Here is a 14,504-nt window from a genome sequence, read left to right on the forward strand (position 1 = left end):
CCCCAGGAAAACCTGGGGTGTTGCCATGCTAGACAGCGTCAGGACAGGCGCGGTGGTGCTTATGTAAGGCCGGTATTCAGCGCAGTTCGCCGCACAGGTCCAGCTCCACCAGGCGGCGTACTTGCTGGGTGTCGAGCCCGGCACCGAGCAGCGCGTTGAGCTTGCCGAACGCCGCTTCGCGGGTCATGCCGCCGCCGGACAGCACACCCACACCGCGCAAACGGCTGCCGGCTTCGTACACGTCCAGCTCCACACCGCCTTCATGGCATTGGGTGATCGCAACCACCACCACGCCTTTGTGCTGCGCTTGCTGAAGGCTGGCGAGAAAGTCTGGATTGTCGCTGGGGCCTGTGCCACTGCCAAAACATTCGAGGATCAGCGCCTGGATGCCGCTGGCAATGATTGCGTCCAACTGTGCGGCACCAATGCCCGGCACCAGCGGCAGCACGCCGACGCTGGCCAGGGCTTTGGGCTGGCGATAGTCCAAGGCCGGGGGAATGGACTCGACACGGGCCGCGCCACCTTGACGGTTAAGTGCGGCGAACGGGTTGCGGCCGAAGCTGCGGATCTTCGCGCAGCGGGTCGGGGCCATCAGCGCACCGTGGAAATGCAGATGCACACCCGGCGCCAGGCCCTGACTCAATGCTTGCAGTGCACCGCTGACGTTTTCCCAGGCGTCGCTGTCCGGCACGCCCGCGGGCAGCATGGAGCCGGTGAACACCACCGGCGCCGGCAGGCCCAGTAGTTGAAAGCTCATGGCCGCCGCGCTGTAGGCCAGGGTGTCGGTGCCGTGCAGGATCAGCACGCCATCGCAACCGTGGTCCACGGCGTCGACCACCGCCGTGCGCAGGCGCTGCCAGTAGGCGGGGGTCATGTTGGCGCTATCGATCAGCGGGCTCATTTCCTGGAATTGCCAGGCGGGCAGCACCTGGTCGGCCAGCTGTTCACGCATGCGGGCTTCAAAGCCGGATGCCGGGGCCAGGCCGTTGGCGCTGGCCTGCATGCCGATGGTGCCGCCGGTGTAGAGCACCATCACGTTGTTGGATGCTGACATTGAGATTCTCCTGAACGAAAAACGCCGCCGGGCCCAGAGCATGCCCAAGGCCGGGCGGCGTGTCATCTATCTACGCTTAGCGCTGCGTTTGAGCGCTCAGTTCAGCCGACGGGGCCTGTTCCGGCTTGGCCGGATTTGCAGGCCAGGCCTGGCGGTCCAGGTCCAGGTCAGGGAACTGGCTGGAGTCGAACACCGGCGTCTTGATGCCTGCGGCACGCTGGTTGTCGTAGTCGTTCAGGATGCGCATGGCGATCTTGAACAGGAACGCCAGGGCGAACAGGTTGACGAAGGCCAGCAGGGTCATGGTGATGTCGGCGAAGGCGAACACGGTGCCGAGGTTCTCGATCGAGCCCCAGAAGATCAACGCCAGTACCAGGGCGCGATAGCCCATCAACACCTTGCGGTTGTTACCTACCAAAAAGCGCAGGTTGCTCTCGCCCAGGTAGTAGTTGTACATGATCGAGGTGAACACGAACAACGCCAGGGCTACCGAGATGAACATGCGGCCCCAGTCGCCCACCACGGCGGCCAGGGAGTTCTGGGTCAGGGCAATGCCGTCGCCTTCAAAGCCTGGGGTGTAGAAACCGGAGAGCAGGATCAGCAACGCGGTGCAGGTGCAGATCACGAAGGTGTCGAGGAACACGCTGAACGCCTGGACCACGCCCTGGGCAATCGGGTGCTCCACGGAGGCTACGGCTGCCACGTTAGGCGCACTGCCCAAACCGGCTTCGTTGGCGAACACGCCGCGCTTGACGCCCATGATGATCGCGCTGCCTACCAGGCCACCGAAGGCTTGGTCCAGGCCGAACGCGCTCTTGACGATGGTCGCGAGCATGGCCGGTACGTGGTCGAACTGCAGCACGATCACGTACAGGGTCACGGCGATGTAGACCAGGGTCTTGACCGGCACCAGCAGGTCGGCGATCGAGGCAATGCGCTTGATCCCGCCGATGAACACCAAGCCCAGCAATACTGCCAGCGCTAGGCCGGTGTAGGTGGTGTCCAGGCCAAAGGCGTTGTTCAGCGAGTGGGTCACGGCGTGGGCTTGCAGGCCGTTGAAGGCAAAACCGAAGGTCACCAGCAGCAGGAATGCCATGACCATACCCAGCCAGCGCTTCTGCAAACCGTGCTGGATGTAGTAGGCCGGGCCACCACGGTAGGTGCCTTCAGCGTCGGTACGCTTGTACAACTGGCCAAGGGAGCACTCGATAAAGCTCGAAGACATGCCCACCAGCGCGGTGACCCACATCCAGAACACGGCACCCGGGCCACCCAGGGTCACGGCAATGCCGACACCGGCGATGTTACCGGCACCCACGCGGCCAGCCAGGCTGAGCATCAGCGCCTGGAACGAGCTGAGTTGGCCGGAGCTGCTCTTAAGGCTGTCTTTAAACACCGAGAACATGTGGAAAAAGTGACGCAGTTGTACGAAACGCGAGCGAATCGTGAAATAACCGCCGAGCCCGACAATGAGCACGATCAGTACTTTCCCTGAGAGGAAGTCGTTGATGACTTCGAGCATGGAGTGTTCCTCGCTGATTTTTCTAATGGCAAACGCAGGACGGTTCGACGCCGTCGCTAAGCACCAGGCAGTGCGCGACCGTTCGACCCCAATCCTTTTGCGGGTTGTTATTCATGCGGTTTCGCGCTGTTTACGGGCCTCGTTACCGACGGCCGCGCACGCGAGAGGGGCGGCACTATACCTAGGCGAACGTGATCCGTCTGCCCGGGGCGATTAAAGGTTTGTAGGAGCGAGCTTGCTCGCGAAGGTCGTGAACGATAATGCGTACCTCCAGGATAAACGTGGTGTCTTGCAGTTTTTCGCGAGCAAGCTCGCTCCTACAAGCAAAAAAAAGGGCCTGAAGAACGAGCCTTCAGGCCCTCAAAAGGTGAGAGGTGTCTAGTCCCTCAACCTGGTGAGCGGTGCAACAAACGCTTAGGCCTTCAGCGGGACCAAGCGTGGAGCGATCATGTTTTCCGGGCGCAGGATGTCGTCGAGCATGGCGTCGTCGAGCAAGCCTTCTTCGCGCACCAGTTCCAGCACGCCACGGCCGCTTTCAAGGGCGATACGGGCGATACGGGTGGCGTTTTCATAGCCGATGTACGGGTTCAGTGCGGTAACCAGGCCGATGGAGTGCTCCACCAGTTCACGGCAGCGCGCTTCGTTGGCGGTGATGCCGACGATGCAGTGTTCGCGCAGCATGTCCATGGCGCGTTGCAGCAGGCGGATCGAGTCGAAGATCTTGAAGGCGATCAGCGGCTCCATCACGTTCAACTGCAGTTGGCCGCCTTCGGCTGCCATGGTCAGCGCCAGGTCGTTGCCGATCACTTGGAACGCCACCTGGTTCACGGCTTCCGGGATTACCGGGTTGACCTTGCCGGGCATGATCGAGCTGCCTGGCTGGCGGGCCGGCAGGTTGATTTCGTTGATGCCGGTACGTGGGCCGCTGGACAGCAGGCGCAGGTCGTTGCAGATCTTCGACAGTTTCACCGCGGTACGCTTGAGCATGCCGGAGAACAGCACGAAGGCGCCCATGTCCGAGGTGGCTTCGATCAAGTCGGCAGCTGGCACCACCGGCTGGCCGCTGATGGTGGCCAGGCGTTGTACCGCCAGGGCTTGGTAACGCGGGTCGGCGTTGATGCCGGTGCCGATGGCGGTGCCGCCCAGGTTCACTTCGGTCAGAAGCTCTGGTGCCAGGGTTTTCAGGCGGGCCAGGTCTTCACCGAGGGTGGTGGCGAAGGCGCGGAACTCCTGGCCGAGGGTCATCGGCACGGCGTCTTGCAATTGGGTGCGGCCCATTTTCAGCACATGGCTGAACTCGACGCCTTTGGCGGCGAAGGCTTGGATCAGGCTGTCGAGGCTGGCCAGCAGCGCGTCATGGCCCAGCAGCAGACCCAGGCGGATTGCGGTCGGGTAGGCGTCGTTGGTCGACTGCGCCATGTTCACGTCGTTGTTGGGGTGCAGGTACTGGTATTCGCCCTTCTGGTGACCCATGGCCTCCAGCGCGATGTTGGCGATGACTTCGTTGGCATTCATGTTGGTTGAAGTGCCAGCGCCGCCTTGAATCATGTCCACCACGAACTCTTCGTGGAAATCGCCGCGGATCAGACGGGCACAGGCTTCGCTGATGGCAGCGTGCTTGGCTTCACTGAGCTGACCCAGCTCGCGGTTGGCGTCGGCCGCCGCTTGCTTGACCATTGCCAGACCGACCACCAATTTCGGGTAATGCGAAATCGGAACGCCCGAGAGGCGGAAGTTGTTCACCGCTCGCAGGGTCTGGATGCCGTAATACGCTTGAGCCGGTACTTCGAGTACGCCAAGCAGGTCTTTTTCGGTACGGAAAGATGCAGCGGAGGACATGACGGAAATCATCTCGATATGGACCCGGAACTGGCCGGAACGCTGTGAATGCTAGGCTTGTGCGTGTTTTTGGGCCAATGCTGTTAAACACTGGGCTATGCATAAACGGCATAATGCGGATGTGACCCGGCTATCATGGCGGGCGTGTGTACCAAAATGGTGCAGACCCGTGGGAGGAAGTGATGAACCTAGAGAGCAAATGGCTGGAAGACTTCAGCGCCCTGGCGGCCACCCGCAGCTTTTCCCAGGCAGCCGAGCGGCGCTTCGTAACCCAGCCGGCATTCAGCCGACGCATCCGTAGCCTGGAGGCTGCGTTGGGGCTGACGTTGGTCAACCGTTCGCGTACGCCGGTGGAATTAACAGCGGCCGGGCAACTGTTCCTAGTGACTGCGCGCACCGTTGTCGAGCAGCTCGGTGAAGTGCTGCGCCATTTGCACCATCTTGAAGGCGGGCAGGGCGAAGTCATGCAAGTGGCCGCTGCCCACTCCCTGGCGCTGGGGTTTTTCCCGCGTTGGATCGCGCAACTGCGCAACGAAGGCCTGAACATCGCCACGCGGCTGGTGGCCACCAACGTCGGCGACGCTGTGCATGCCCTGCGCGAAGGCGGCTGCGATTTGATGCTGGCGTTCTACGACCCGGACGCGGCCATGCAGATGGACGCGGAAATCTTCCCGTCCCTGCACCTGGGTAACACCGAAATGCTGCCGGTGTGTGCTGCTGATGCCGATGGCAAGCCGCTGTTTGACCTGGAAGGCGAGGGCAGTGTGCCGCTGCTGGCCTACAGCGCCGGCGCGTTCCTGGGGCGTTCGGTGCATTTGCTGCTGCGCCAGCGTGCGCTGCGTTTTACCACCGTGTACGAAACCGCCATGGCCGACAGCCTCAAGAGCATGGCGCTGGAAGGCTTGGGCATTGCCTGGGTGCCGCAGTTGAGCGTACGTGCCGAGCTGGCGCGCGGTGAGCTGGTGGTCTGCGGCGGGCCCCAATGGCATGTGCCGCTGGAGATTCGTCTGTATCGCTGTGCGTTGGTGCGCAAGGCGAATGTGCGGTTGTTGTGGCGCAAGTTGGAGGGTGGGGCGGCACAAAGCACCTGAATGCGATGCAGATCAAATGTGGGAGCGGGCTTGCTCGCGAATGCGGTGTATCAGACACAGATTTTTGACTGACCCACCGCATTCGCGAGCAAGCCCGCTCCCACAGGGTTTTGCAATGTCCTGGACTGACTCTTGAGTCAATAAAACCGCCACTTTACTCCGCTAGACAGATGGTCATCCAAGGGGCTGTTTATCTGGATTATTACGGTATACTGCGCGGCCTTCGGCCGGTCCAACCGGCCATATTTCGTACAACAAGCCACGCCGGATTTCCCGCGTGGCTTGTTGTTTTTTGACGCGCCTGCGGGCGCCCAGAGAGAAGAGGCACGACGATGAGTGCATTGGTTGGCGTGATCATGGGCTCCAAGTCCGATTGGTCCACCCTTAGCCACACCGCCGATATGCTGGAAAAACTCGGCATTCCGTATGAAGTGAAAGTGGTCTCTGCCCACCGCACCCCGGATTTGCTGTTCCAGTATGCCGATGAAGCAGAATCCCGTGGCATCGAGGTGATCATCGCCGGTGCCGGCGGTGCAGCGCATTTGCCAGGCATGTGTGCAGCCAAGACCCATCTGCCAGTACTCGGCGTGCCGGTGCAGTCGGCGATGCTCTCGGGCGTGGATTCGCTGTTGTCCATCGTGCAGATGCCAGCCGGCATTCCGGTGGCAACCCTGGCAATCGGCAAGGCTGGCGCTATCAACGCCGCCCTGCTGTCCGCCAGTATCCTGGGCGCCAAGCACCCGCAGTTCCATGCGGTGCTGAAAAAATTCCGTGCTGAGCAGACAGACAGCGTGCTGGACAATCCAGACCCACGCATCGCCTGAGGTTGTTGACGATGAAAATCGGTGTAATCGGTGGCGGCCAACTGGGCCGTATGCTGGCCCTGGCGGGAACCCCGCTGGGGATGAACTTCGCTTTCCTGGACCCGGCGCCGGACGCCTGTGCGGGCGCGCTGGGTGAACACCTGCGTGCTGACTACAGCGACCCGGACCATCTGCGCCAACTGGCCGATGAAGTCGACCTGGTGACCTTCGAGTTCGAAAGTGTCCCGGCTGAAACCGTGGCCTTCCTCTCGCAGTTCGTGCCGGTGTACCCGAGCGCCGAGGCCTTGCGCATCGCTCGCGACCGTTGGTTCGAGAAAAGCATGTTCAAGGACCTGGGTATCCCGACCCCGGCCTTCGCCGATATCCAGTCCCAGGCGGACCTGGACGCCGCCGTCGCCAGCATCGGCCTGCCGGCTGTGCTGAAAACCCGCACCCTGGGTTACGACGGCAAGGGCCAGAAAGTCCTGCGCACCGCCGCCGATGTGGTTGGCACCTTCGCCGAGCTGGGCAGCGTGGCGTGCTTGCTGGAAGGCTTCGTGCCATTCACCGGCGAAGTATCGTTGATCGCCGTGCGTGCCCGCGATGGCGAAACCCGCTTCTACCCGTTGGTGCACAACACCCACGACAGCGGCATCCTCAAGCTGTCGGTGGCCAGCACCGATCACCCGTTGCAGGCCCTGGCCGAAGACTATTCCAGCCGTGTGCTCAAGCAACTGGATTACGTCGGCGTGATGGCGTTCGAGTTCTTTGAAGTCGACGGTGGCCTCAAGGCCAACGAAATCGCCCCGCGTGTGCACAACTCCGGGCATTGGACCACCGAAGGCGCCGAGTGCAGCCAGTTCGAAAACCACCTGCGGGCGGTGGCGGGCTTGCCGCTGGGCTCCACGGCCAAGGTGGGCGAGAGCGCCATGCTCAACTTCATCGGCACGGTGCCGGCGGTAGAAAAAGTCATCGCTATCGATGATTGCCACCTGCATCACTACGGCAAGGCCTTCAAGGCCGGGCGCAAGGTCGGCCACGCCAACCTGCGTTGCAAGGATCGCGCAACGCTTGAGGCGCAAATCCTCAAGGTCGAAGCACTGATCGCCGAGCAATAAGCCGGACACGGCGGGAACCATTCGGTAACTGCCGTCCTCTGATTGCAGGATGCCAAAGCCTGACTAGGCTTTGGCATAGCTCACTTCATTCAGAGGGAAATGCCATGGGTATCATCGGAACCATCTTTATCGGCCTGATCGTCGGCCTGCTGGCGCGTTTCCTCAAGCCTGGCGACGACAGCATGGGCTGGATCATGACCATCCTGCTGGGTATCGCCGGTTCCTTGGCCGCGACCTACGGTGGCCAGGCGCTGGGTATCTACGAAGCCGGTCAAGGCGCAGGCTTCCTCGGTGCCTTGGTAGGCGCCATCGTGCTGCTGGTGATCTACGGCCTGATCAAAAAGAAATGATCTAAGCGACAAAGCCCTCTGCGCTGCGCAGGCGCAGAGGGCTAGAATGCCGGCACTGTTTACCTTGCCGAGCTTCTCTTCATGCGCCGTCTTCTGTTGACTGTTCTTCTGCTGGGCTCAAGCCTGGCGCACGCCGGTGAACTGCCGGAAACCGACTGGCTCGATCTCATGCCGCTTTCTGACCAGAAAGCCCTCGAAGCCATGCCCGAAATCGACCACAACTCGCCCGAAGCCCAGGGCACCTTTACCGACAAAGGTGGCTTGAAGCAGAGCAAGGGCCTGCCCGCAGTGATGTACTCCACCAAGACCGTGGCTGCCATGAACGGCAAGAACATCCGCATTGGCGGCTACCCGGTGCCGCTGGAAACCGATGTCAAGGGCCGCAGCACGTTGTTCTTCCTGGTGCCGTACCCAGGCGCCTGCATCCATGTGCCGCCACCGCCGCCCAACCAATTGGTGCTGGTGCGTTATCCCAAGGGGCTGAAGCTGGATGATATCTACACGCCGTTGTGGGTGACGGGCACGCTCAAGGTGGAGACGGTGAATAACGATTTGGCGGATGCCGCTTATGCGCTGGATGCGGGGAAGGTGAGGGTGGTGAAGGAGTCGGATCTCTAAAGCCCGGCGAAGATCCAATGTGGGAGCGGGCTTGCTCGCGAATGCGGTGTATCAGAACCAGGTGAGTTGGCTGATCCACCGCATTCGCGAGCAAGCCCGCTCCCACATTTTGATCTGCGTCTACAGGCCGAGACTTGTGATGCTCACACCCAGGGTGTGGCTTTGGCCTGGCGCCAACTCAACAACATCATCCAGCACATTAGCCGTCTCGATGCACAGCATGCCCGTCCAACCGTCATCGGCCATGTCATCGAAGGCCTTGGCGCGTTCGGTCCAAGGGTTCCAGATTACGGTGGACTTCGAGCCTTCGCTGGTGAGCTGGATGCGACGCTGCCAGTCTTGATCGACGATGCTCAACTGCGCCGGCGTATCGAGGTAGATGCGATCCGTCTCGGCGGTGAAGTGCAGCAAACCTGATTGGTTTTTCTCGGCCCAGCCGTCAGCGGTATCGATATACGCCGTTCCGTCCAGCCCATCGACGTGCACGTTGCGCACATCGCTCACGGCAAAGTACGTATGCAGCGCCTGGCTGAGGGTGACGGTGTCGGTGCCACGGTTGTGGCTGGTCAGGCGAATGTGCAGCTGGTCGTCCAGCAGCAGGCTCAGGGTCAGATCCACGGGGTGGGGCCAGCCGGGGAAGCCGCCCGCAGGCACAGGCAAGACCAGGTCGATACGCAGGGCCTCACCTTCAAACTCGGTCCCGGCCAATTCCCATAGCGCCGTACGCGCGAAACCATGGGCGCCTGCAGGCTGCTCGCTGTGACGCATCGCCTTGACGCTTTGCGGGTTGCGGTCAAACACGCCAAACCACGGCCAGCACACCGGCACGCCGGTGCGAATGCCCTTGCCCTTCTTGAACACCGCTTCGGGGTTCGGCCAGATCAGCGGCTGCTCGCCATCACGTTGGTAACTGAAGATGTGCGCGCCCTGTTGGGCCACCATCAACTCAGCGCCGTTGTGGCGGATGCGCCAGCAGTCCAGCTCGTCGATTTTCACGGTTTCAACGTGGGGCGTCGGCATAACAAAGCACTCTTCATGGCAGGCAATGGGGCAATTGACCGTCAAAACCCGGCGAGGTTTAACGTGCGCGCGATGGAACCGAACGCGTGCGGCCGCTGCCGTCGATGGCGACGAACACGAACACCGCCTCGGTGACCTTGCGCCATTCGCTGGACAGTGGGTCGTCGCTCCACACTTCGACCATCATCTGGATCGAGCTGCGGCCGATTTCCAGGGCCTGGGTATAAAAGGACAGCTGCGCACCAACGGCCACTGGCACCAGGAACGCCATGCGATCAATGGCTACCGTGGCGACACGTCCGCCAGCGACCTTGCTGGCCATTGCCGTGCCGGCCAGGTCCATCTGCGCGACCAGCCAGCCGCCGAAGATATCGCCAAAGCCGTTGGTTTCACGCGGGAGCGCGGTGATTTGCAGGGCGAGGTCGCCTTGCGGGATGGGGTCTTCTTGTTCGAGTTCGATCATGCCGGGGATGCCTCTCAAGACTGCGGGTTCTGGCGCGTGCGTGGGCCGAGTATATCGACACCCTCGCGCCGCGACGACCGTCTGTGGCTGATTTGGTCGGCAATTAGCCGCTGTATCGCGGCTTTTTGCCGCAACTGTGCTTGTGATGTGCTTTTGCAAGCGATTTGCTATCTTGCCCAACCCGTCCTGGCGCAGCCTGCACCTTGATTTGCCGTTTTGACTAATAAGAGAAGCCTTGCCATGTCCTCCGTGCCCGCAAGCAGTGCGCAACCGTCGCGCCCGCTGACCCGCAACGACTACAAAACCCTGTCGCTGTCTGCCTTGGGCGGGGCGCTGGAATTTTATGATTTCATTATTTTCGTGTTTTTCGCCACCGTGGTCGGAAAACTCTTTTTCCCGGTGGATATGCCTGAATGGCTGCGCATGATGCAGACCTTCGGCATTTTTGCCGCCGGTTACCTGGCACGCCCACTGGGCGGCATCATCATGGCGCACTTCGGCGACCTGCTGGGGCGCAAGAAGATGTTCACCCTGAGCATCTTCATGATGGCCGTGCCGACCCTGATCATGGGCCTGCTGCCAACCTACGCGCAGATCGGCCTGTGGGCGCCAATCCTGTTGCTGCTGATGCGCGTCATCCAGGGCGCCGCCATTGGCGGTGAGGTCCCAGGCGCGTGGGTATTCGTCTCCGAGCACGTACCTCCGCGTCACGTCGGTTACGCCTGCGGCACCCTCACCAGCGGCCTTACCGCCGGCATTCTGCTGGGCTCGCTGGTGGCGACCGCCATCAACACCCTGTACACCCCGGTAGAAGTGTCGGACTACGCCTGGCGCATCCCGTTCCTGCTGGGCGGCGTGTTCGGCCTGTTGTCGGTGTACCTGCGCCGTTGGTTGCATGAAACGCCGATCTTCGCCGAGATGCAGCAACGCAAGACCCTGGCTGCCGAGCTGCCATTGCGTGCCGTACTGCGTGACCACCGTGGCGCCATCGTGCTGTCGATGCTGCTGACCTGGTTGCTGTCGGCCGGGATCGTGGTTGTCATCCTGATGACCCCGACTGTGCTGCAGACCGTCTACCACTTCAGTGCGACTGTTGCCCTGCAAGCCAACAGCCTGGCCATCGTCACCCTGAGCCTGGGCTGCATCGCCTCCGGCGCATTGGCCGACCGCTTCGGCGCTGGCCGCGTGCTGGTGGCCGGTTGCGCGCTGTTGCTGGCGACGTCCTGGACGCTGTACCACAGCCTCATCGACCACCCGGACTGGCTGTTCCCGCTGTATGCCCTGACCGGTTTGTTTGTAGGCACCATCGGTGTCGTGCCTTACGTCATGGTCAAGGCTTTCCCGCCGGTGGTGCGCTTCAGTGGGTTGTCGTTCTCCTACAACGTCGCCTACGCCATCTTCGGCGGCCTGACGCCGCTGGCGGTGTCGCTGCTGATGAAGGAAAGCCCGATGGGCCCGTCCTACTATGTTGCCGCCCTGTGCGTGATGGGGATGTTGGTGGGTGGGTATCTGTGGAAGCGTTCGCGCTGAGTTTCAATCTGGCTCTCGCCATCGCGAGAACCTGATTTCGCATTCGGCGCCAGGCAATCTGGCGCCATGCCACAGCATGTTTTCCAGGGCCAGGGCGGCTACTGATGGTGTAATCGCATGGTGTTCCACCATAAGGTCCAGCAACCAAAGTGCGCCGCGCACCTGGAGACCATCTTTCTTCGCCTGACGACGCAGCTTTCCATCGCCTGTCAGCAATGGCCGCCCTGTTTAATGAGCCAGTAAATAGCAGGAGACGTCGGCCATTGAGCTGTTGCCATGCTCGGATTTAAGTTTGAGTAACTTCTGTACCCCGGTTTCATCAAATGATTCCACCACCAACCCTTGAGCAAGTAGTTCATCCTGAGGGAAGTCTTCCAGTTCATAGAGCACAAAGTCGGTACAGCAGAGTGCAAAAGGCAGCTTGAACATCTGATCCAGCAGTCCGGCATTTCTGAAGTCGATCCAGATATTCGTGTCGCTGATATAGATCAGATTCATGCACTTTCCAGTGCCTTCAAGGGCCTACGCAGTAATTCCGCAGCCCGTGACCTAGTAATAAGCTCCTCGGCCAGAGCCCAGAATACTAGCGACTCGAAACGTTGCGGCGGCTTGCAGGGCAGGGGCTCGGGTTCGGCTTTGCGCCAGCCATTGGTGCTGAATTGGATGGTGAGTAGCTTGTAGCCTGCATCCCCCAGCAGATGGAGATCTTTTAGGCGCCTAAGCGCAGCGTGCATTGATAACCCGTACTGGCGTTTGGCGATCAACAACTCCTGGGGATGAATTCTGGAGCGCGGACGGCTGCCAAAGTCACGGATTACTGCGCTGGCTGGATAGAGAAAAGCACCAGCGAAACGGTGGCAGCAATGTTCCTTTTCGCGTTCTGGCATGTCTTCGGGCAGTTGCATCACCCAATGGCCCAATTCGTGAGCGGCAGTGAAGCGAATCCGTTCACCCGGGCGTTTGGCGTTCAAGGCGATCAGCACATGCTCACCGTCGCGGGTGGCTACGCAGGCGCCATCAAAGTCGTCGGTCCCGTCCAGCATGACCACCTTGATACCATGTTCTTCCAACTGCTCAGTCAGGTGGGCAATCGGATCGCCGCCAATGCCCCAGTGTCTGCGCAGCTCATCCGCAGCGAATTCGGCTTCTTCAATCGAAGAAACTGGCAACCAGCGCGCCTGGGTTTTGGCCGTCTGGATGTCTAGAGGATCAAAGCACTCTTCAAGGGCGATATAACGCTCCAAATGCTCGCGAACTTGTTCCTCAACCTGGACTTGGCGGTATTGAGGCATCTTGGCAAGTTTACGAAACTCCAATGGCGCGAGCGGCAGGGCTTGCGGGCGGAAGAAATATTCCGGGCTCACCTCCAATGCCTTGGCCAATTGCAGAAGACGCTGAGAGTTCGGGGTACTTAAGCCTTTTTCATACTTGCTCAATCCCTGCTTGGTGATGTCGCCCAGCCTAAGTGCCAGCGCTTCAAGCGACATGCCTTGCAATAGCCTTGCGCGACGAATTCGATCGTTGATCATGGGAGGTCTCCTTAGGTTGACAAGGCTATTCTGAAACCACTTTTTGTCAACCTTAGGTGAAAGGCTTATTGGCAAACGGGACGTGCAAATTAGGACCCCGTCGTCCGAGCGACAACCCTAAATATCTGTGGGAAATTTCTAGTCTTCGACGGTAGGTTCGCCATAGGTGGGCCGGACTACTTCGTATAGTGGCCTTTCATCTAACTGTCACATTCCAGACATAGAGTGTTCACACGGCCTCCCGATACTTGGCCCCGATCCAACTATCCCTATCTGCTAGGAGCAAGGCATGAAACTGAAACGTTTGATGGCGGCAATGACGTTTGTCGCTGCTGGCGTTGCGACCGCCAACGCGGTGGCCGCTGGTGTTGATCCGGCAATCCCGGCTTACGTTAAGACCACTGGTGTGTCGGGCAACCTGTCCAGCGTCGGTTCCGATACCCTGGCTAACCTGATGACCCTGTGGGCCGAGGGTTACAAAAAGGAATACCCGAACGTCAACATCCAGATTCAAGCTGCCGGCTCTGCCACTGCGCCACCTGCGCTGACTGAAGGTACCTCCAACCTGGGCCCGATGAGCCGCAAGATGAAGGACACCGAACTGGCTGCCTTCGAGCAAAAGTACGGCTACAAGCCAACCGCCATCCCGGTTGCCGTGGATGCCCTGGCGGTGTTCGTGCACAAGGACAACCCGATCCAGCACCTGACCATCGAACAAGTTGACGCAATCTTCTCCTCGACTCGCCTGTGCGGTGGCAAAGCCGACGTGAAAACCTGGGGCGACCTGGGTGTGACCGGCGACCTGGCCAACAAGCCAGTGCAACTGTTCGGTCGAAACTCGGTATCCGGCACCTACGGCTACTTCAAGGAAGAAGCCCTGTGCAAAGGCGACTACAAGGCTAACGTGAACGAACAACCTGGCTCGGCTTCGGTCGTGCAGTCGATCAGCTCCTCGTTGAACGGCATCGGTTACTCGGGCATCGGTTACAAGACCGCCAGTGTGAAGACCGTGGCCCTGGCCAAGAAAGGCAGCACTGACTTCATCGAAGACAGCGAAGAAAACGCCCTGAACGGCAAATACCCGCTGTCGCGTTTCCTCTACGTTTACGTCAACAAAGCTCCGAACAAGCCTCTGGCCCCGCTGGAAGCCGAGTTCGTGAAGCTGGTCCTGTCCAAACAGGGCCAGGAAGTTGTAGTCAAAGACGGCTACATCCCACTGCCAGCCAAAGTTGCCGCCAAGGCCCTGGCTGACCTGGGTCTGAAAGAAGGTAACTAAGCAACAAGGCCGGGTAAAACCGGCCTTTCTGTAGGGGCGGGCTTGCCCGCGAAGGGCGTCAACGATAACGCGGGCTGTCTGAATACCCGTGGTGTCTTGGGGTTTTTCGCGAGCAAGCTCGCTCCTACAGGGCTTCCCGTTTTCCATCCGCTGCCAGGTTGCTGAGCGGCGGCTTTTTTGCGTCACCGCATTGTCATCTTTCTGTCATACAGGACCGCTAGGGTGTGCGCATGAATGATCTGGCCAATTCCACCATGACGACGACTTCTCCCCCCAAGCGCATTGACTTCA

Annotated in this window: 15 protein-coding genes; 7 read left to right on the forward strand and 8 right to left on the reverse strand. The window is 60.4% G+C overall.

Annotated elements, in window-relative coordinates:
• Positions 1-76: 76 nt before the first annotated feature.
• The 3 genes from DYL59_RS11275 to aspA all read right to left on the reverse strand — a co-directional run bounded on the left by DYL59_RS11275 (position 77) and on the right by aspA (position 4,415).
• Positions 77-1,054 carry an asparaginase gene (locus tag DYL59_RS11275; protein ID WP_135289259.1) on the reverse strand — a complete coding sequence of 326 codons (978 nt, stop codon included), beginning with the start codon at positions 1,052-1,054 and terminating at the stop codon, positions 77-79.
• A 76-nt stretch (positions 1,055-1,130) separates the two neighbouring features.
• The gene (locus DYL59_RS11280) at positions 1,131-2,576 is read right to left on the reverse strand and encodes an alanine/glycine:cation symporter family protein (RefSeq protein WP_135289260.1); all 1,446 of its coding nucleotides are present in this window, start codon (positions 2,574-2,576) and stop codon (positions 1,131-1,133) included.
• Between the two features lie 414 nt (positions 2,577-2,990).
• Complete coding sequence (gene aspA / locus DYL59_RS11285; protein WP_135289261.1) at positions 2,991-4,415, reverse strand: aspartate ammonia-lyase; 1,425 nt, start codon at positions 4,413-4,415, stop codon at positions 2,991-2,993.
• Between the two features lie 182 nt (positions 4,416-4,597).
• Between aspA and DYL59_RS11290 the strand changes: the two genes are divergently transcribed.
• The 5 genes from DYL59_RS11290 to DYL59_RS11310 all read left to right on the forward strand — a co-directional run bounded on the left by DYL59_RS11290 (position 4,598) and on the right by DYL59_RS11310 (position 8,395).
• Positions 4,598-5,506 carry a LysR substrate-binding domain-containing protein gene (locus tag DYL59_RS11290; protein ID WP_053127569.1) on the forward strand — a complete coding sequence of 303 codons (909 nt, stop codon included), beginning with the start codon at positions 4,598-4,600 and terminating at the stop codon, positions 5,504-5,506.
• A gap of 332 nt (positions 5,507-5,838) precedes the next feature.
• On the forward strand, positions 5,839-6,330 hold the full coding sequence (purE, locus tag DYL59_RS11295) for a 5-(carboxyamino)imidazole ribonucleotide mutase (RefSeq protein WP_003176980.1): 492 nt from the start codon (positions 5,839-5,841) through the stop codon (positions 6,328-6,330).
• A gap of 11 nt (positions 6,331-6,341) precedes the next feature.
• Complete coding sequence (locus tag DYL59_RS11300; RefSeq protein WP_135289262.1) at positions 6,342-7,427, forward strand: 5-(carboxyamino)imidazole ribonucleotide synthase; 1,086 nt, start codon at positions 6,342-6,344, stop codon at positions 7,425-7,427.
• A gap of 104 nt (positions 7,428-7,531) precedes the next feature.
• On the forward strand, positions 7,532-7,777 hold the full coding sequence (locus tag DYL59_RS11305; protein WP_135289263.1) for a GlsB/YeaQ/YmgE family stress response membrane protein: 246 nt from the start codon (positions 7,532-7,534) through the stop codon (positions 7,775-7,777).
• A gap of 81 nt (positions 7,778-7,858) precedes the next feature.
• Positions 7,859-8,395 carry a DUF3299 domain-containing protein gene (locus DYL59_RS11310; protein WP_135289264.1) on the forward strand — a complete coding sequence of 179 codons (537 nt, stop codon included), beginning with the start codon at positions 7,859-7,861 and terminating at the stop codon, positions 8,393-8,395.
• A 120-nt stretch (positions 8,396-8,515) separates the two neighbouring features.
• Here the strand turns inward: DYL59_RS11310 and DYL59_RS11315 are convergent, their stop codons facing one another.
• Both DYL59_RS11315 and DYL59_RS11320 read right to left on the reverse strand, forming a co-directional pair.
• Positions 8,516-9,415: a D-hexose-6-phosphate mutarotase gene (locus tag DYL59_RS11315; RefSeq protein ID WP_135289265.1), complete on the reverse strand. Its 900-nt coding sequence runs from the start codon at positions 9,413-9,415 to the stop codon at positions 8,516-8,518.
• A 58-nt stretch (positions 9,416-9,473) separates the two neighbouring features.
• Positions 9,474-9,878 carry an acyl-CoA thioesterase gene (locus DYL59_RS11320; protein WP_003176975.1) on the reverse strand — a complete coding sequence of 135 codons (405 nt, stop codon included), beginning with the start codon at positions 9,876-9,878 and terminating at the stop codon, positions 9,474-9,476.
• 240 nt (positions 9,879-10,118) lie between these two features.
• Between DYL59_RS11320 and DYL59_RS11325 the strand changes: the two genes are divergently transcribed.
• Entirely contained in the window at positions 10,119-11,408 is a 1,290-nt protein-coding gene (locus DYL59_RS11325; RefSeq protein ID WP_135289266.1) for an MFS transporter, read from the forward strand.
• 3 nt (positions 11,409-11,411) lie between these two features.
• On the opposite strand, the gene DYL59_RS32230 is transcribed toward DYL59_RS11325, so the two are convergent.
• From DYL59_RS32230 to DYL59_RS11335, 3 genes are read right to left on the reverse strand one after another with little or no spacing between them, the layout of a single operon-like run.
• The gene (locus DYL59_RS32230) at positions 11,412-11,624 is read right to left on the reverse strand and encodes a hypothetical protein (protein WP_475513843.1); all 213 of its coding nucleotides are present in this window, start codon (positions 11,622-11,624) and stop codon (positions 11,412-11,414) included.
• Positions 11,625-11,636: 12 nt separating this feature from the next.
• Positions 11,637-11,906, reverse strand: coding sequence for a PIN domain-containing protein (locus DYL59_RS31620; protein WP_238340669.1), 270 nt, complete (start codon positions 11,904-11,906; stop codon positions 11,637-11,639).
• Positions 11,903-12,937: a helix-turn-helix domain-containing protein gene (locus tag DYL59_RS11335; protein ID WP_135289267.1), complete on the reverse strand. Its 1,035-nt coding sequence runs from the start codon at positions 12,935-12,937 to the stop codon at positions 11,903-11,905. Before DYL59_RS11335 ends, DYL59_RS31620 begins: the two co-directional genes overlap by 4 nt.
• A 289-nt stretch (positions 12,938-13,226) precedes the next feature.
• Here DYL59_RS11335 and DYL59_RS11340 point away from each other — a divergent pair, with 289 nt between their 5' ends.
• The gene (locus tag DYL59_RS11340; RefSeq protein ID WP_135289268.1) at positions 13,227-14,213 is read left to right on the forward strand and encodes a phosphate ABC transporter substrate-binding protein PstS; all 987 of its coding nucleotides are present in this window, start codon (positions 13,227-13,229) and stop codon (positions 14,211-14,213) included.
• Positions 14,214-14,504 lie beyond the last annotated feature (291 nt).

The organism is Pseudomonas kairouanensis (assembly GCF_004682055.1).
In the GTDB taxonomy this organism is placed as follows: domain Bacteria; phylum Pseudomonadota; class Gammaproteobacteria; order Pseudomonadales; family Pseudomonadaceae; genus Aquipseudomonas; species Aquipseudomonas kairouanensis.